Source organism: Streptomyces jumonjinensis, from assembly GCF_009600885.1.
Lineage (GTDB): Bacteria > Actinomycetota > Actinomycetes > Streptomycetales > Streptomycetaceae > Streptomyces > Streptomyces jumonjinensis.
On the sequence record NZ_VCLA01000121.1, the window covers coordinates 74843 to 90537 of the forward strand.

Here is a 15695-nt window from a genome sequence, read left to right on the forward strand (position 1 = left end):
GCCCCGGCCCCAGGTGCCCCATGGACACCCGCCCCACCCCCACCACAAGGTGGGGCCATGCCCAACGAGACCCTCGCCGTCCACCGGTTCTGGGAGCGGCTCGCCCTCCCCGGACTGATCGACGTCCACGCCCACTTCATGCCCGAGCGCGTCCTCCGCAAGGTCTGGGCCTACTTCGACGCGGCGGGCCCCCTCGTCGGCAGCGCGTGGCCCATCGCCTACCGGCAGGAGGAGTCCCGGCGGCTCGAAGTCCTCCGCGGCTTCGGGGTGCGGTCCTTCACCGCCATGGTCTATCCGCACAAGCCGGGCATGGCCGCCTGGCTCAACGACTGGGCCGCCGGATTCGCCGCCGGCACCCCCGACTGTCTGCACACCGCCACCTTCTTCCCCGAGGAAGGCGTCCACGGCTATGTCCGGGAGGCCGTCGAGCGCGGGGCCCGCGTCTTCAAGGCGCATCTCCAGGTCGGGGCGTACGACCCCGGCGACCGGCTGCTCGACCCCGTATGGGGGCTCCTCGCCGAGGCCGGGATCCCCGTCGTCACCCACTGCGGCTCCGGCCCGGTGCCCGGCGCGCACACCGGGCCCGGACCGGTGGGGCGGGTGCTCGCCCGCCATCCCCGGCTGCGGCTCGTCGTCGCGCACATGGGGATGCCCGAGTACACCGGATTCCTCGATCTCGCCGAGCGGTACGAGGGCGTCCATCTCGACACCACCATGGCCTTCACCGACTTCAGCGAGCGCATCGCCCCCTTCCCGGCGGCCGAGAAGCCCCGTCTCGCGGCCCTCGGCGACCGGATCCTCCTCGGCTCCGACTTCCCCAACATCCCCTATCCGTACGCCCATCAGCTCCACGCCCTCGAAGCCCTCGGCCTCGGCGACGACTGGCTCCGCGCGGTCTGCCACGGGAACGCCGACCGTGTCTTCGGCGGTGCATAGGGTTCTCAGGGGATTCACAGACAGCGGAAAGACTGTTTTCAGGGCGGGATCGCAGAGTTGCCGCCATGACCGCGATCGCGCCCCGGAGGCGTACCGAGATGCTCAGGCCGGACGGCGGCCCCGTCCGTGTACTCGTCGTGGACGACGAGGCGGCGCTGAGTGAACTGCTCTCCATGGCCCTGCGTTACGAGGGCTGGGAGGTGTCCAGCGCCGGGGACGGCGCCGGAGCCGTGCGCCGGATACGGGAGTTCCGGCCCGACGCGGTGGTGCTCGATCTGATGCTGCCCGACATGGACGGGCTCGCCGCCCTCAGACGGCTGCGGCGCGAGGCCCCCGATGTGCCGGTGCTCTTCCTCACCGCCCGCGACTCCGTCGAGGACCGTATCGCCGGGCTCACCGCCGGCGGCGACGAATACGTCGCCAAGCCGTTCTCGCTGGAGGACGTCGTCGCCCGGCTGCGCGGGCTGATCCGGCGCTCCGGGTCCGCCGCCGTCCGCTCCGAGTCCCTGCTCCGCGTGGGCGATCTGACCCTGGACGAGGACAGCCGCGAGGTCACCCGGGGCGGCCGTGCCATCCATCTGACGGCCACCGAGTTCGAGCTGCTGCGCTATCTGATGCGCAATCCGCGGCGGGTGCTCAGCAAGGCCCAGATCCTCGACCGTGTCTGGTCGTACGACTTCGGCGGCCAGGCCAATGTGGTCGAGCTGTACATCTCGTATCTCCGGAAGAAGATCGACCTCGGCCGTCCGCCCATGATCCACACCCGGCGCGGGGCCGGCTATCTGATCAAGCCGGGGGAGTAGGCCACCGCGCGGGGCGGCCACCGCGCCGAGCGGCCGGGGCGGGACGGCCGGGAAATAATCGCCATACGGTGTAGAGCTTTTTCTTGTACGGTGTATGAGCATTCCCCCTACGCCGTACAGGAGCTCATGTGACGACGACGACCGCCCAGCACGAACAGGCCCCCACCGGCCGCCACCCCCAGCGCTGGCTGATCCTCGGCGTCATCTGCCTGGCCCAGCTCACCGTGCTGCTCGACAACACCATCCTCAGCGTGGCCATCCCCTCCCTGAACCGGGAGCTGGGCGCGTCCGCCACCGACATCCAGTGGATGATCAACGCGTACTCGCTGGTGCAGTCCGGACTGCTGCTCACCGCGGGGAACGCCGCCGACCGCTACGGCCGTAAGAAACTGCTGGTCGCCGGGCTCGTGCTCTTCGGTATCGGCTCACTCGCCGCCGGCCTCTCCCAGTCCTCCGGCCAGCTGATCGCCGCGCGGGCGGGCATGGGCGTCGGCGGCGCGCTGCTGATGACCACGATCCTCGCCGTCGTCGTCCAGATCTTCGACGACACCGAACGGGTCAAGGCCATCGCGCTCTGGTCGACCGTCAGCTCGCTCGGCTTCGCGGCCGGACCCCTGATCGGCGGAGTCATGCTCGACCACTTCTGGTGGGGCGCGATCTTCCTGATCAACATCCCGGTGGTGGCGCTCGCCCTGACGGCCGTCGTCGCCCTGGTGCCGGAGTCCAAGAACCCGCAGGGCGAGCGGCCCGACCTGCTCGGCGCGCTGCTCTCCACGATCGGTATGACCGGCGTCGTCTACGCCATCATCTCCGGGCCCGAGCACGGCTGGACCTCCGGCCAGGTGCTGATCCCGGCCGCGGTCGGCGTGGCGGTGCTCGCCGCGTTCGCCGTGTGGGAACTGAGGATTCCGTACCCGATGCTGGATATGCACTTCTTCCGGAACCGGCGGTTCATCGGCGCGGTCGCCGGGTCGATCCTGGTCGCCTTCGGCATGGGCGGATCGCTCTTCCTGCTGACCCAGCATCTCCAGTTCGTCCTCGGATACGGACCGCTGGACGCCGGTCTCCGCACCGCCCCGCTCGCCCTCACCATCGTCGCCCTCAATCTGACGGGCGTCGGGCCGCGGCTGCTGCCCAAGCTCGGCACGCCGCTGACCATCGCGATCGGCATGGCGCTGGTGTCGGCCGGGCTCGCCGCGATCGCGCTGCTCGGCGGGGACGGCTACGGCGGGATGCTCCTGGGGCTCGTGGTGATGGGTGCGGGCATCGCGCTCTCCATGCCCGCCATGGCCAACGCGATCATGAGCGCGATACCGCCGGAGAAGGCCGGGGTCGGGGCGGGGGTGAACGGCACCCTCGCGGAGTTCGGCAACGGACTCGGCGTCGCCGTCCTCGGCGCGGTGCTGAACTCCCGCTTCGCCGTGCTCGTTCCCGGTGTCGTGGGGGCGGCTTCGCTGCCGGCGGCGCTGGCGGCGGCGGACGGCAGCGCCGAGCGGGAGCGCGTTTCGGACGCCTTCGCCTCCGGGCTTGAGACGAGTCAGCTGGTCGGAGCGGTGGCGGTGCTGGCCGGCGGTCTGCTGGCGGCGCTGCTGCTGCGCCGTGCGGAGAATGCTGATCCGGCCCGGCCCGCGGCATAGCATCGAGACCGGGCGGATGCGCCGCCCCGTCGACCTTCTGTCCGACAGGTACCACCGAGGAGGGTGTCGCCATGGTGAGTGCGGCCGACCGCGCGAAGAGTCCCGCGCGGACCAGTGTGTGGCTGGAGGGCAAGGCGGAACGCGGTCGCAGATCGGCCCAGCCCGCCAGCCTCGACCGCGCCAAGATCATTGATGCGACCGTCCGGCTGCTGGACTCGGAGGGCGCGGCGAAGTTCTCGATGCGGCGGCTGGCGGCGGAGCTGGACGTCACCGCGATGTCGGTCTACTGGTACGTGGACACCAAGGACGATCTGCTGGAACTGGCGCTCGACGCGGCGTTCGGGACGATCCGGCTGACTGACGCCGGTGCGGACGCCCTCCCCGACGGGGACGCGGACGCCGGTGACTGGCGGGGGCGGCTGCGGCGGCTGGCGGTGGACTACCGGGCGATGCTGGTGCGGCACCCCTGGGTATCGCCGCTGGTGGGCACGTTTCTGAACATCGGGCCGAACGCGCTGGCGTTCTCGCTGGCGATCCAGCAGGTGATGCGGGACACGGGGCTGCCGCCGCGGGGGCAGATGGGCGCACTGTCGGCGGTGTTCCAGTTCGTGTACGGGTTCGGCACCATCGAGGGGCACTTCATCGCGCGGTGCGCCTCGGCGGGGATGAGCCAGGACGAGTACTACCGCGAGGCCATAGGCACCATGACCGGGGCCCCGGACCTGGGGCTCAAGAAGTACATCACGGAGTCCATGGAGATCATGGTGTCCGGGGGCACGGGGACGGTGGCAGAGATGCGCGAGCGGGATTTCGAGTACGCGCTGGAGACGCTGGTGGCGGGGATCGAGGCGATGGCGGCTCGGGGGTAGACCTGCGCGGGTTCCGGGCTCCGGGCTCCGGCCCCTGGGCCCCGAGGATCCTCAGGGCTCCCGGCCTCCGGGGTTCCGGGGGCTCTCAGGTCCAGAGCTCCTGGCCCCCGGGACTCTCAGGGCTCCCGGCGACCAAGGCTCCCGGCCCCGAGAGCTCCCCCGGCTCAGGCCAGCCGCGCCGGGAAGCCCCCCTTCGACACCGGCCCCCACCGCACCGGAACCACCCGGATGATCGACTTGCCCTGGCGGAGCATCGCCTCGCGGTACTCCGCCCAGTCCGGGTGCTCCCCCGCGATGTTCCGGTAGTACTCCACCAGCGGCTCGACCGACTCCGGCGCGTCGATGACCTCCGCCTCGCCGTCGAGCTGGACCCATGGCCCGTCCCAGTCGTCCGAGAGCACGATCAGGCTCACCCGCGCGTTCCGCTTCGCGTTGCGGGTCTTCGCGCGCTCGGGGTAGGTGGCGACGACGACCCGGCCCGCGCCGTCCACCCCGCAGGTCAGCGGAGACCCCTGCGGAGTGCCGTCCGCCCGCTTCGTCAACAGGATCGCCCGATGTCTCGGACGTACGAACTCCAGCAACTCGTCCCGCGTCACCGTGGTGTCGGCAGCGATATCAGGCGCCATGCGCGGCAGCCTAGCCCCTCCCGTCCCGCCCGGACCGGTCCCGCGCGCCCCGATCCGGACGGGAGACGGACGGAGAGAGAACTAACGCTTCAGCGCGACCTCCTTGATGAACACCGTCACCACCAGTGCCACCAGCGCGAACGGCGCCGAGTACAGAAAGATGTCGGCGACACCGTGGCCGTACGCCCCCTCCATCACCGTGCGCAGCGGCTCCGGGAGCGTCGCCGGGTCGAGGATGCCGCCGGCCGCCGGAGCGTCCTGGCCCAGCCGCGCACCCTCGGGGCCCAGTTCCGCCAGGCCGTTCTCGGCATGGTGGGTGACCCGGGTCCCCAGCACCGCGCCCAGCGCCGAGACGCCCACCGCCCCGCCGAGCGAACGGAAGAACACCACCACGGAGGAGGCCGCGCCCAGATCCGCGCCGGACACCTGGTTCTGGGTGCAGAGCACCAGGTTCTGCATCATCATGCCGAGGCCGAGCCCCAGAACCGCCATGGCGACGGCGACCTGCCAGTACTCGGTGTCGTAGCGGATCGTGCCCAGCAGCCCGAGCCCCGCCGTCACCAGCGCACCGCCGCCGACGAGCCAGCTCTTCCAGCGGCCCGTCCTGGTGATGATCTGCCCGGAGAGCGTGGAGGAGAGAACGAGACCCGCGATCATCGGAATCGTCATCACGCCGGACATCGTCGGCGACAGCCCCCGCGCCAGCTGGAAGTACTGGCTGAAGAACACCGTCCCCGCGAACATCGCCACGCCGACGAAGAGCGACGCCGCCGACGACAGCGCGATCGTCCGGTTGCGGAACAGCCGCAGGGGGATGATCGGATCGCTCGCCCGCCCCTCGGCGAACAGGAACCCCGCGCCGAGCGCCAGCGCCCCGCCGACCATCGCGTACGTCTGCCAGGACGCCCACGCGTACCGGTCGCCCGCGAAGGTCACCCACACCAGCAGCAGCGACACCGCCGCGCTGATCAGCACCGCGCCCGCCCAGTCGATCCGCACCTCGCGCCGGACCACCGGCAGCTTCAGCGTCTTCTGGAGCAGGACCAGCGCGATCAGCGCGAACGGCACGCCCACATAGAAGCACCAGCGCCAGCCGAGCCAGTCGGTGTCCGTGATGACCCCGCCGAGCAGCGGCCCGCCGACGGTCGCGAGCGCGAACGACGCGCCGAGATATCCGCTGTAACGGCCGCGCTCCCGGGGGGAGATCATCGCGGCCATGATCACCTGGGAGAGCGCGGTGAGCCCGCCGACGCCGATTCCCTGGACCACCCGGCAGGCGATCAGCATCTCGGTGCTCTGCGCGAGACCGGCAACCACCGAGCCCGCCACATAGATCAGCAGGGCTATCTGCACCAGCAGCTTCTTGCTGAACAGATCGGCGAGCTTGCCCCAGAGCGGGGTGGTCGCCGTCATCGACAGCAGCGCCGCCGTGACCACCCAGGTGTACGCGCTCTGCCCGCCGCCGAGGTCGCCGATGATCCGGGGCAGGGCGTTGGTGACGATCGTGGACGACAGGATGGCGACGAACATGCCGAGCAGCAGCCCGGACAGCGCCTCCATGATCTGCCGATGGGTCATGGGCGGGCCGTCGCCCGCGTGGGCGTCCCGCTCGGGGGCTTCGGTCCGGCCGTCGCCCCGCACACCGGATGGTGTGGTCATGGCCATGAGGTCTCTCTCTCAGCTCTGGTCGTGGGGCGCTCGCGCCCGGGGGCTCCCGAAGGAGTCGCGCAAGCGGGCGAGCATGGTGATCAGCTGACCGATCTCGTCGTCGGTCCAGTCGTGGAGGCGGCCGGCGAAGAGATCGGTGGTTCTCCGGTGGAGTTCGCCGAGCATCCCTGCGCCCTCGGGGGTCAGCCGCAGGATGCGCGAACGTCCGTCATCGGGGTCCGGGGCGCGTTCGACCCAGCCCTGTGCGACGACATGGGCCACATGTCTGCTGGTCACCGACATGTCCACGGCGAGCAGCTCGGCGAGCCGGCTCATCCGCATCTCGCCGTGCCGCTGGAGGAGGGCGAGCACGGCGGCGGAGCCCGAAGGGCACTCGACGGGCAGCTGCCGGGCGAGCGCGCGCTTGAGGCCGCCGATGGCGCTGAGCTGTCGGGCCAGTTCCGCGTACTGACTCTGTGCGGCCATGGCCGAGTCCCCCTCCAGTGTCTATTGCTTAGGGCAACCATATAAGCTGTTGGTTGCTACAGGCAAATAAAAGATCGCCGACGGGGACGGGGGCGGCGGAACGGGCCCGACTGTCCACGCACCGCCCGGGGTCCCGACTGTCCACGCACCGCCCGGGGTTGGGTCGTACATCCGGATTCGCTAGGGTCGTGCCCCATGGCACACAACCCCCATGCTCCCCAGGGTCAGAACCCCCAGGGCGGCCACGACCCCGCAGGCAGCACCCAGATGTTCCGCGCGTTCGTCGACGAAGGCACGCCCCAGGGCCGCCGTCAGGCCGCCGCGGCGCAGTCGGGACCCAAGGCCGGAGTGATCTTCGGAGTCATCGCGGCGATCGTGGTCCTCGGCGCGGTGGCCTGGCTCGCCTTCGGATAGCGGAAGCCGGATCGCGGGTGCCGGGTTGCGGAAGTACGCCCCGGCTGAAGATCCGTACGTACGTATGAATGTGTCGCGTCACCGCCAGACGGCGCTGACGTCCTGTGTCTCGACCCGCATGCCCGGCGGCACCCGCCACGCGTCCACGCAGACCGTGTACGCCGCCGTCCGCGCCGAGCGGGCCGCGATGGGCGCGGGCAGCGGCTGAGCGGATTCGATCGTCGCCCAGTCGACGCCGAGCGCGCCGATGATGTGCGTACCGAAGGTGACGGTTCCCGAAGTCGCGGGTACGTCACCGGTGTTGCGGAACTCCACCGTCACCTGCTCGCACCACCGTCGGTCCAGTGGGGTGCGGACCGGGTCGCCGATCTTCAGCACGGCGGGGCCGGACGGCGATGGGCCCGGGCGGCCGGTGGGCGACTGCGGTACGCCGGACGGGCCGCCGCCAGGGTCGGCCGGGTCGCCGGTGCCGCTCGCCGGGCCGGAGGGAGCCGGGCCGGAGGGAGCCGGGCCGGAAGGTGTCGTACCGGAACGAGCCGGGCCGTCGTCGGGCCCGGGGGCGGCGGGCCGGTCCGCGCCGCCGCTCGCCGGGGCGGCGCCAGGGGGGCCGGAGGCCGTCGCGACCGGCGCTCCGCCCGTGGGCGATGGACCGCTGCGCCGTGCGAGATCGTCCAGCGGCACCAGCGCGATACCGCCCTTCGGCGGGACCGCGGACACCCGTCCCGGTCCGGCCGGGCCGACAGCCGCGTATCCCTCGCCGTCGCTGTCGCCGTCGTCGCCTCCGTACGCGACGAGCGCTCCACCCAGGCAGAGCGCCGCCGTGGCCGTCAGCGCCGCGAGCGCCGTCGTCCCGCGTCGTCCTCGTGACATCGCGACAGTGTGACTGACGTACCGTCAACAAGGAAGAGCGAGGCGGCGTTCGGGACGTCAGCGGGCTCAGTCGGAGATCAGTCCGTCCCGCAGCTGCGCGAGCGTACGCGTCAGCAGCCGGGAGACGTGCATCTGCGAGATGCCGACCTCCTCGCCGATCTGCGACTGCGTCATATTGGCGAAGAACCGCAGCATGATGATCTGCCGCTCCCTGGGCGGGAGTTTGGCCAGCAGGGGCTTCAGGGACTCGCGGTACTCCACGCCCTCCAGCGCCGTGTCCTCATATCCCAGCCGGTCCGCGAGGGAGCCCTCGCCGCCGTCGTCCTCGGGGGAGGGGGAGTCGAGGGAGGAGGCGGTGTACGCGTTGCCCACGGCGAGGCCGTCGACCACCTCTTCCTCCGAGACGCCCAGCACCGCGGCGAGTTCGGGCACGGTCGGCGAGCGGTCCAGCCGCTGGGCCAGCTCATCGCTGGCCTTGGTCAGGGCGAGCCGCAGCTCCTGGAGCCGGCGCGGCACCCGCACCGACCACGAGGTGTCCCGGAAGAAGCGCTTGATCTCGCCGACGACGGTCGGCATCGCGAACGTCGGGAACTCCACGCCCCGTTCGCAGTCGAAGCGGTCGATCGCCTTGATCAGGCCGATCGTGCCGACCTGGACGATGTCCTCCATCGGCTCGTTACGGCTGCGGAAGCGGGCCGCCGCATACCGCACCAGCGGCAGATTCAGCTCGATGAGGGTGTCGCGCACATAGGTGCGCTCCGGGCTGTCGACGACTCCGCCGGACCCCTCGGCGTCCAGCGCGCGCAGCCGCAGGAACAGGGAGCGGGAGAGAGTACGGGTGTCGATGGCCTCCGAGCTGTCAGGCGTGACAGGTGCGGGAGCGCTCTGTTCGGGCGTGAGCGTGAGCACCTTCGAGCTGCCCTGTGCTGCGGACATGCCACGCCCTTTGAGGTCGCGTACGGTCGCGGTGGCCGCGACCAACGGGAGGAACGCAGCCTGCACCTGAAATACCGGCCACAAGGCTGCGGCAAACGCGTCTCCGGCAGAATGTCACATGTCGGCAACGCGCCGAAGAGATTTGTCGACACCGATCGAGGGAATCGCCGCAGGAGACAAGGGGTGCGGGTGGGGTGGCCGCAGGGAAAAACGTCCAACTGGGGTATACCCGATACAGCTACGCTTCGATCCTGTTTGCGGATCGCAATCGGGCGAAGCTCCGGGCCAGCAGCCTTGACACATGCATCTGCGAGACGCCCAGTTCCTGACTGATCTGTGACTGCGTCAGATTGCTGTAATAGCGGAGCATCAGAATCCGCTGCTCCCTCTCGGGCAGCTGTACGAGCAGATGCCGTACGAGGTCCCGGTGCTCGACGCCCGCCAGCGCGGGATCCTCATAGCCGAGCCGGTCGAGCAGACCCGGCAGCCCATCGCCTTCCTGGGCCGCCTCCAGCGAGGTGGCGTGGTACGAGCGCCCCGCCTCGATGCAGGCGAGCACCTCGTCCTCGCCGATCTTGAGCCGCTCGGCGATCTCGGCGGTCGTCGGGATACGGCCGTGGGCCGTCGTCAGATCCTCGGTCGCGCCGTTGACCTGGACCCAGAGTTCGTGCAGCCGCCGGGGGACGTGGACGGTCCGGACGTTGTCCCGGAAGTATCGTTTGATCTCGCCGACGACGGTCGGCATCGCGAAGGTCGGGAACTGCACCCCCCGGTCCGGATCGAACCGGTCGATGGCGTTGATCAGCCCGATCGTGCCGACCTGGACGACGTCCTCCATCGGCTCGTTGCGGCTGCGGAAGCGGGCCGCCGCGTACCGCACCAGCGGCAGATTGGCCTCGATCAGCGCTCCGCGCACCCGGGTGTGCTCCGGGGTGCCCGGCTCCAGCCCCTTCAGCTCGCCGAAGAGCACCTGGGTGAGCGCGCGGGTGTCCGCGCCCCGGCCGCCGGGGCGGGCGGAGCCGCTGGTCAGCAGCTCGTCCTCGGTCTCCTCCTCGACTTCCTTGGGGGCTGAGCAGTCCGAGGGGTCCGCCGCGTCGGTGTCGGGACTATCGGTGGAGGCGGCGGGAGGCGGCTCCGGGGGCCCGTTCTGGGGCAGCGCTTCAGGTGCGGTACTGGCCGGCACGGGCTCGCCACCCCTTCGCGGTCGTCTACGGACAACTCATCCATCAAAAGCGGTCATAGCATCACAAGACATGTCCACTGTGTGCAAGCACCAGATAACGCCGTGTTGAAGGCAAGTTGGGGTCTAAACCTCAAAAAGCCCCTTGCCATCGTGGCAAGGGGCTGGAGAAACGCCGTTTCGACGCCTGGAGGAGGACGCGTACGGAGCCGGGGCTCAGAACTCGTAGTCGGCGATCACCCACGTGGCGAACTCCCGCCACTGTCCGGCAGCCGCCTGATGGGCCGGGTGCTCGATATAGCGCTTCAGCGCATCACGGTCGGCCACGGCGGAGTTGATCGCGAAGTCATAGGCGATCGGCCGGTCGCTGATGTTCCAGGCGCACTCCCAGAACTCCAGCTCGGGGACGATGCCGCTCAGCTCCGCGAAGGCCCGCGCTCCGGCTGCCACCCGGGGCTCGTCGCGCTCGACGCCCTCATTGAGCTTGAAGAGGACCAGATGACGGATCAAGGGACACCTCGGTGATGGACGGCCGGGGGCCGCGGGGTCTAGTTGACGAGCTCGGTCATGAACTCGCCGACGCTCTTCGCGGCGCTGGATATGCCCTCGAAGCCTATCTGGACCAGATCGGCCGCCTTGGCCGGGGACGTGATGATCGTGTACAGCACGAAGACGACAACGATATAGAGGGCTATCTTCCTTGCTTGCGCCATGTCCCTCATCCTCCCCGGCGGTCCCCGGTGATCCCCTGCGGCTCCCCGATCTCCGAGTGATCGTGGAGAGTCGCGGAAGTCTAACCGAGCCTTTAAGGACCAAGGGCCCGGCGATGGGGGTCGTTTACCGAGCCTCCGCGAGGACCCGGGGGAGCACGATGGAACCGCGCCCGCGGGGATCTGGCAGGAATCCGGCGGGCCGGGAGACCGGGCCCGCTGCGAGGCCCCCGCCGCACGCTCCCCCGACTGCGGCGACGGGCTTGTGGTCCGGATCCTCCTCACCGGGGGAAGCGGCCGTCCCCGATGCCGCTTCCCCCGCTCCGACCCGGACCAGCCCCGGCCACCTGACCGGCCGGGGCTTCTCCGTGTCCGCGTACGGGGTGCGGGCGTCGTGCTCACCGGGTGGATGCGCGGTGGGGCCCCTTACAGGTCTTCCGGAAGCACTCGGAAAGCCTTGTGCCCGGTCAGTGGCCGGACCATGCGGAAGTGGCGGTCCGTGGTGAACAGGACTTCCGTGCGGTAGGCCGCCGCCAGGGCGACGTTCATGGCGTCCGTCAGGCCGATGCCCTGTCCCCCGTCCGCGTCCGCGTAGCCTTCGGCGATGGCGATCGCCGAACTCAGGTGCGCGGCGATGGGCGGCACTTCGAATCTGCGGGTGGCCGCGTTGCGTTCGATGAACCGTGCCGCGGTCAGAGCTTTGCGGGCCCCGCCGCGCACCGAGATCAGATAGTTCAGCTCGGCGAGCACCATGGGCGAGACGACGAGGTGGCTGATCGTCGCCACCGCTTCCTTGTGTGCTTCATGTTCCGTGAGGCGCGGGTCGAGGAGGCGGTAGAGAGCGTTGGTGTCGGCAATCGCGATCACGCTCAGAGCCCCATTCCCCTGAGCGGTCCTCGATCTCGTCATTGGTGAGATCGGGAAGTCCGAGGTCAGGGAGGTCTATGGCACCCATGGGGTCGGTGGGGTAAGGCGGGATGTCGTCGCCGATGGGCACCACGCGCGCGACGGCGACGCCGTTCTTGGTGACCGTGATGGTCTCGCCACGTGCCGCCGCGGCGAGGATCTGCGACGATTTCTGGTTGAATTCCCGGGCCGTAGTCTCCATGTAGTACATGTTGCTACCTCCCCCTTGAAAAGGCGGCCCGCGAGCGTGCGGGCGGCTCCGAGAAGGTCGTCAGCGCCGAGTGGGCAGCCGGGGCTGACGACGCGGACACGCGGATGTGGTTCGCGCTGTGGGCGGCGGCTCCGTAAGGGCTCCGCAGGCGGTGCCGCTGACCAGCGCGTACGGCGACGCATGAGCCGCCCGGCAGTGCTTTAGTCAGCATCGCGGATAAGTTCACCACTTCGAGTGAGAGCGTGCACCGGAGGCACCCTGTGGCCCCGAAGTGCCCTCTATCGATGGCGGCGCCCTGTCCAGGGTTCTGGACGCCATTGTGTTCAGCTCGGGGGGTAGCCGACAACGGCTTGGCCGTCAGACGTCACCCTCCGTAGAGGGTGGGCAGATCGACCAGGAGGACGTCGTCGCGCTGGGCGGCGAGCTCGGCCAGATCGGGATAGAAGCCGTGCAGGGAATACAGGGCCAGAGTGGTGCCGTCGATGTCGTACCCCTGTTCGGCGAGGAGGGCGCGGATGTGTTCCAGGCGCTGCAGGTCGCCGGTTCCCCGGCGGGCGGCAGTCGCCTTGGCCTCGCCAAGGAGCGCGATCCTCGCCCGGGGTGCCTGCGGGCGCTCACCGGCGGCCAGGGCGATGACATCGACCTCGTGCTTCGTCCGGGCGGCCTGGTCGGCGACTTCGGTCGTACCCACTGGGCCGGTCAGTCCACCGGGCACCAGGGCATGGGCGTAACGGCGGGTGAAGTCGCGGGCCAAGTCCTCGAAATGCGGGCCGAGGATCTTGGAGTTGAAGGTCGGAGCGGCCTGCTGCCACACCTGCTCGGCGAAGCCCTGCTCCACGGCGGCTGCCTGCGGCAGGGTGATCAGCTGGTTGAAGCGGATGACCGGGTCGGCGAGGGTGATGATCGGATGCCGGGCACGGAGGATGTCCTGTTCCCGCTGGATGTACCCGGTGGACTCCAGCACGCCGAGCGGGTGCGCGACGGCATTGCGCGGGCGTTCCAGAGCTGCACCGATCTTGCTGGGGGTGGTGGCCCCGTTCGCGATCGCGGTGAGGATGTCGTAGTACAGCGTGTGCTGAGTGATCCTCGGATCCTCACGCAGCAGGTACTCGGTCTCGGTGCGTGAGTACACCGCCCGGCCCGGGTCGAGGAGCGTCCGGGCAAGCCACGTGTCGAACCCGTCGTCGGGGTGCGGACGGGCGGCCACCGGCCGGTAGCCGGGTGCCCCGCCGAGGACCGCGTGCACTTTCAGCGCGGTCAGTGGGTCTTCGATCTGCCAGAAGGCCCGGCTGTCCCGGTAGCCGAAGGGGCCGAGACGCAGGTCGACGACGGCCCGGCCGCGCAGCGGTTTCGTCCCCGAGAGCAGCTCGTGCATGACGCTCATCGCGGAGCCGCACAGGATCAGGCGCGGGCCCGGTCCGGCCCCGGGCCGGGTGCCGCGCTGACGCTCGTCGTAGAGCTGCTGAAGCAGCCCCGGAATCTCGGGAGAGTGCTGGAGCAGGTACGGCAACTCGTCGATCACCAGCAGCGGATGCGGCGAGCGGGCTGTCACATCAAGGGCGTTGGACAGCACATCACGCCAGTCCGTCAGACGCAGGCTCCCCGGCCGCAGGCCGGCGTGGGCGGCGACCGCGTCACTGAACCGGTGGATCGCGGGCAGCCGTCCCTCTTCCCGGACCGCCGTCACGTACAGACCACCGACCCGCTCGGACAGGGCCTGCAGCAGATACGACTTCCCGTGCCGCCGCCGCCCGGACACGATGCCGAGCCGCATCGCAGGATCCGGATCAGCGAGGAACTCCGCGAGCAGACCCCACTCCCGGTCCCGGTCCACCACATCATCCGGCTTGGCCAGCAGATTACTCTTCACCGGACCTCCAGCTCATCGACTACGACGGATTCCGTCTAAATCTACTTCGACGGAATCCGTCGCACTGGGATACACCAGTACTGTCCCAAGGTAAGTCGGCAACCCGTGAGCCTGTCGCTGTGGGCACCCTCCTGTGACCGCAGGAGGTGACCCCTCCGTGTGCGGTACCAACTTCGTCGGCAATCAAGGGAGGCAGAGGAGGTGAGACGGCCGCCGTGTTGACACGTCAACACACGTCACACACGTCAACACGCAAAACACCCCCCTGATCGCGTTTCCGCAGTTCAGGAGGGTGTGAGAGCGGTAGCGGAGGGATTTGAACCCTCGGTGAGTTTCCCCACACTCGCTTTCGAGGCGAGCTCCTTCGGCCGCTCGGACACGCTACCGGGAGAGAGCTTAGCCCAAGGTGGGCCGTGGGCTGAAATCCGGCCTCCGGGGAGGTGTTCCCGCAGGTGGCGTGGGGGTGTGGGGAGCAGGGCGGCGGCTTGGGGTCAGCGGTCGCGGAAGAAGGCGGTGAGCGAGCGGGCGCACTCCTCCTCCAGGACTCCCTGGATGACCTCGGGCCGGTGGTTGAGCCGTCGGTCCCGGACGACGTCCCACAGCGATCCGGCCGCGCCCGCCTTCTCGTCCCGTGCGCCGTAGACCACCCGGTCGACCCGCGACTGGGTGATCGCGCCCGCGCACATCGTGCACGGCTCCAGGGTGACGACCAGGGTGCAGCCGGACAGCCGCCAGCCGCCGAGCCGCTCGGCGGCCCGGCGGATCGCCAGCACCTCGGCGTGTGCGGTCGGGTCGCCGGTCATCTCGCGCTCATTGTGCCCGGCGGCGAGCGGCGTGCCGTCCGGGCCGAGTACGACGGCGCCGACCGGCACATCGCCGGAGAGCGCCGCTCGCCCGGCCTCTGTCAGGGCGAGCCGCATCGGCGCCGCCCATGGGTCCCGTACGGGATCCCCTGTTCTGGATGGTGCTTCGGTCACTAGCGAACGGTCTCCAGCACATCGGCGGCCCCCAGGGCCTCCGCGATCTCCAGCAGTGCGTCCGTGTCCAGGGTCAGCAGCTCCTTCTGAGAGAGGCCGAGGTCGCTCAGGATGTCGCGGTCGCCGAGCGGCGCGGCCGGCACCGCTTCCGCGGCCGGGTCCGTGTCGTCATCGTCGTTCCCGTCCGGCTCCCCGTCCTCCGTGCCGTCGAGGTCCAGTGCGTCGAGGTCGTCGGCCGGGTCGTCATCGTCCCTGCCGAGAAGTTCATTGGTGAGGATCTCCCCGTACGAGGAGCGTGCGGCGGCGGCGGCGTCGGAGACGAAGATACGAGGGTCGTCCTCGCCCTCCACCCTGACGATGCCGAACCAGGAGTCCTCCTGCTCGATGAAGACGAGCACCGTGTCCTCGTCCATCGAGGCTTCGCGGGCCAGGTCGGTCAGATCCGACAGGGTCTCCACATCGTCGAGCTCTGTGTCGCTCGCTTCCCACCCGTCATGAGTGCGCGCGAGCAGTGCGGCGAAGTACACCGTGACTCTCCCACTGATCAGAGGTGTGACGACTGGGCGCTGCGCTGGTGCGTGCATCGCCCACTCGGAATCGTGGCAGAAACCTGCGCT

18 protein-coding genes and 1 tRNA gene are annotated in these 15695 nt (G+C 69.8%); 5 read left to right on the top strand and 14 right to left on the bottom strand.

Annotation, left to right across the window (positions count from 1 at the left end; all coding sequences use genetic code 11):
* Window positions 1-57 precede the first annotated feature (57 nt).
* The 4 genes from FF041_RS14555 to FF041_RS14570 all read left to right on the top strand — a co-directional run bounded on the left by FF041_RS14555 (window position 58) and on the right by FF041_RS14570 (window position 4245).
* Window positions 58-936 carry an amidohydrolase family protein gene (locus FF041_RS14555; protein WP_153523231.1) on the top strand — a complete coding sequence of 293 codons (879 nt, stop codon included), beginning with the start codon at window positions 58-60 and terminating at the stop codon, window positions 934-936.
* A 65-nt stretch (window positions 937-1001) separates the two neighbouring features.
* Window positions 1002-1739, top strand: a complete 738-nt coding sequence (locus tag FF041_RS14560) for a response regulator transcription factor (protein ID WP_323391866.1) — start codon at window positions 1002-1004, stop codon at window positions 1737-1739.
* A gap of 128 nt (window positions 1740-1867) precedes the next feature.
* A complete protein-coding gene (locus tag FF041_RS14565) occupies window positions 1868-3376 on the top strand; it encodes an MFS transporter (RefSeq protein WP_323391867.1) in 1509 nt (502 codons plus the stop codon).
* 71 nt (window positions 3377-3447) lie between these two features.
* Complete coding sequence (locus FF041_RS14570; protein ID WP_153523232.1) at window positions 3448-4245, top strand: TetR/AcrR family transcriptional regulator; 798 nt, start codon at window positions 3448-3450, stop codon at window positions 4243-4245.
* A 164-nt stretch (window positions 4246-4409) separates the two neighbouring features.
* Here the strand turns inward: FF041_RS14570 and FF041_RS14575 are convergent, their stop codons facing one another.
* The 3 genes from FF041_RS14575 to FF041_RS14585 form a co-directional block, all read right to left on the bottom strand.
* Complete coding sequence (locus tag FF041_RS14575) at window positions 4410-4871, bottom strand: PPOX class F420-dependent oxidoreductase (RefSeq protein WP_153523233.1); 462 nt, start codon at window positions 4869-4871, stop codon at window positions 4410-4412.
* A gap of 81 nt (window positions 4872-4952) precedes the next feature.
* Window positions 4953-6536, bottom strand: coding sequence for an MDR family MFS transporter (locus FF041_RS14580; RefSeq protein ID WP_153523234.1), 1584 nt, complete (start codon window positions 6534-6536; stop codon window positions 4953-4955).
* A 12-nt stretch (window positions 6537-6548) separates the two neighbouring features.
* A complete protein-coding gene (locus FF041_RS14585) occupies window positions 6549-7004 on the bottom strand; it encodes a MarR family winged helix-turn-helix transcriptional regulator (RefSeq protein WP_153523235.1) in 456 nt (151 codons plus the stop codon).
* Window positions 7005-7199: 195 nt separating this feature from the next.
* Here FF041_RS14585 and FF041_RS14590 point away from each other — a divergent pair, with 195 nt between their 5' ends.
* Window positions 7200-7418: a hypothetical protein gene (locus tag FF041_RS14590; RefSeq protein ID WP_153523236.1), complete on the top strand. Its 219-nt coding sequence runs from the start codon at window positions 7200-7202 to the stop codon at window positions 7416-7418.
* A 78-nt stretch (window positions 7419-7496) separates the two neighbouring features.
* Here the strand turns inward: FF041_RS14590 and FF041_RS14595 are convergent, their stop codons facing one another.
* From FF041_RS14595 to FF041_RS14640, 11 genes are all read right to left on the bottom strand, one after another.
* Entirely contained in the window at window positions 7497-8288 is a 792-nt protein-coding gene (locus tag FF041_RS14595) for a hypothetical protein (RefSeq protein ID WP_153523237.1), read from the bottom strand.
* A 66-nt stretch (window positions 8289-8354) separates the two neighbouring features.
* On the bottom strand, window positions 8355-9224 hold the full coding sequence (locus FF041_RS14600; protein WP_153523238.1) for an RNA polymerase sigma factor SigF: 870 nt from the start codon (window positions 9222-9224) through the stop codon (window positions 8355-8357).
* A 238-nt stretch (window positions 9225-9462) separates the two neighbouring features.
* Entirely contained in the window at window positions 9463-10407 is a 945-nt protein-coding gene (locus FF041_RS14605; protein ID WP_407698158.1) for an RNA polymerase sigma factor SigF, read from the bottom strand.
* A 213-nt stretch (window positions 10408-10620) separates the two neighbouring features.
* Window positions 10621-10914, bottom strand: coding sequence for a Dabb family protein (locus FF041_RS14610; protein WP_153486938.1), 294 nt, complete (start codon window positions 10912-10914; stop codon window positions 10621-10623).
* Window positions 10915-10952: 38 nt separating this feature from the next.
* Window positions 10953-11117 (bottom strand): hypothetical protein, encoded by a 165-nt coding sequence (locus FF041_RS37890; RefSeq protein ID WP_194292037.1) that lies wholly within the window; start codon window positions 11115-11117, stop codon window positions 10953-10955.
* Between the two features lie 423 nt (window positions 11118-11540).
* Window positions 11541-12023: a PIN domain-containing protein gene (locus FF041_RS14615; RefSeq protein WP_323391868.1), complete on the bottom strand. Its 483-nt coding sequence runs from the start codon at window positions 12021-12023 to the stop codon at window positions 11541-11543.
* A complete protein-coding gene (locus tag FF041_RS14620; RefSeq protein WP_228388209.1) occupies window positions 11917-12231 on the bottom strand; it encodes a type II toxin-antitoxin system Phd/YefM family antitoxin in 315 nt (104 codons plus the stop codon). Before FF041_RS14620 ends, FF041_RS14615 begins: the two co-directional genes overlap by 107 nt.
* Before the next feature lie 364 nt (window positions 12232-12595).
* A complete protein-coding gene (locus FF041_RS14625) occupies window positions 12596-14101 on the bottom strand; it encodes an AAA family ATPase (RefSeq protein WP_323391869.1) in 1506 nt (501 codons plus the stop codon).
* 301 nt (window positions 14102-14402) lie between these two features.
* A tRNA-Ser gene (locus tag FF041_RS14630) sits at window positions 14403-14487 on the bottom strand.
* A gap of 105 nt (window positions 14488-14592) precedes the next feature.
* Window positions 14593-15021, bottom strand: a complete 429-nt coding sequence (gene tadA / locus FF041_RS14635; protein WP_153523266.1) for a tRNA adenosine(34) deaminase TadA — start codon at window positions 15019-15021, stop codon at window positions 14593-14595.
* A gap of 56 nt (window positions 15022-15077) precedes the next feature.
* Window positions 15078-15605 carry a tRNA adenosine deaminase-associated protein gene (locus FF041_RS14640; RefSeq protein WP_323372386.1) on the bottom strand — a complete coding sequence of 176 codons (528 nt, stop codon included), beginning with the start codon at window positions 15603-15605 and terminating at the stop codon, window positions 15078-15080.
* Window positions 15606-15695: the final 90 nt, after the last annotated feature.

Bases quoted from the DNA above. Each gene is read 5' to 3' on its own strand.
- FF041_RS14585 (WP_153523235.1), bottom strand. From the start codon at position 7,004: ATGGCCGCACAGAGTCAGTACGCGGAACTGGCCCGACAGCTCAGCGCC.
- FF041_RS14620 (WP_228388209.1), bottom strand. From the start codon at position 12,231: ATGTACTACATGGAGACTACGGCCCGGGAATTCAACCAGAAATCGTCG.
- FF041_RS14570 (WP_153523232.1), top strand. From the start codon at position 3,448: ATGGTGAGTGCGGCCGACCGCGCGAAGAGTCCCGCGCGGACCAGTGTG.
- FF041_RS14595 (WP_153523237.1), bottom strand. From the start codon at position 8,288: ATGTCACGAGGACGACGCGGGACGACGGCGCTCGCGGCGCTGACGGCC.
- FF041_RS14560 (WP_323391866.1), top strand. From the start codon at position 1,002: ATGACCGCGATCGCGCCCCGGAGGCGTACCGAGATGCTCAGGCCGGAC.
- FF041_RS14575 (WP_153523233.1), bottom strand. From the start codon at position 4,871: ATGGCGCCTGATATCGCTGCCGACACCACGGTGACGCGGGACGAGTTG.
- FF041_RS14555 (WP_153523231.1), top strand. From the start codon at position 58: ATGCCCAACGAGACCCTCGCCGTCCACCGGTTCTGGGAGCGGCTCGCC.
- FF041_RS37890 (WP_194292037.1), bottom strand. From the start codon at position 11,117: ATGGCGCAAGCAAGGAAGATAGCCCTCTATATCGTTGTCGTCTTCGTG.
- FF041_RS14615 (WP_323391868.1), bottom strand. From the start codon at position 12,023: ATGACGAGATCGAGGACCGCTCAGGGGAATGGGGCTCTGAGCGTGATC.
- FF041_RS14600 (WP_153523238.1), bottom strand. From the start codon at position 9,224: ATGTCCGCAGCACAGGGCAGCTCGAAGGTGCTCACGCTCACGCCCGAA.
- tadA (WP_153523266.1), bottom strand. From the start codon at position 15,021: ATGCGGCTCGCCCTGACAGAGGCCGGGCGAGCGGCGCTCTCCGGCGAT.
- FF041_RS14580 (WP_153523234.1), bottom strand. From the start codon at position 6,536: ATGGCCATGACCACACCATCCGGTGTGCGGGGCGACGGCCGGACCGAA.
- FF041_RS14590 (WP_153523236.1), top strand. From the start codon at position 7,200: ATGGCACACAACCCCCATGCTCCCCAGGGTCAGAACCCCCAGGGCGGC.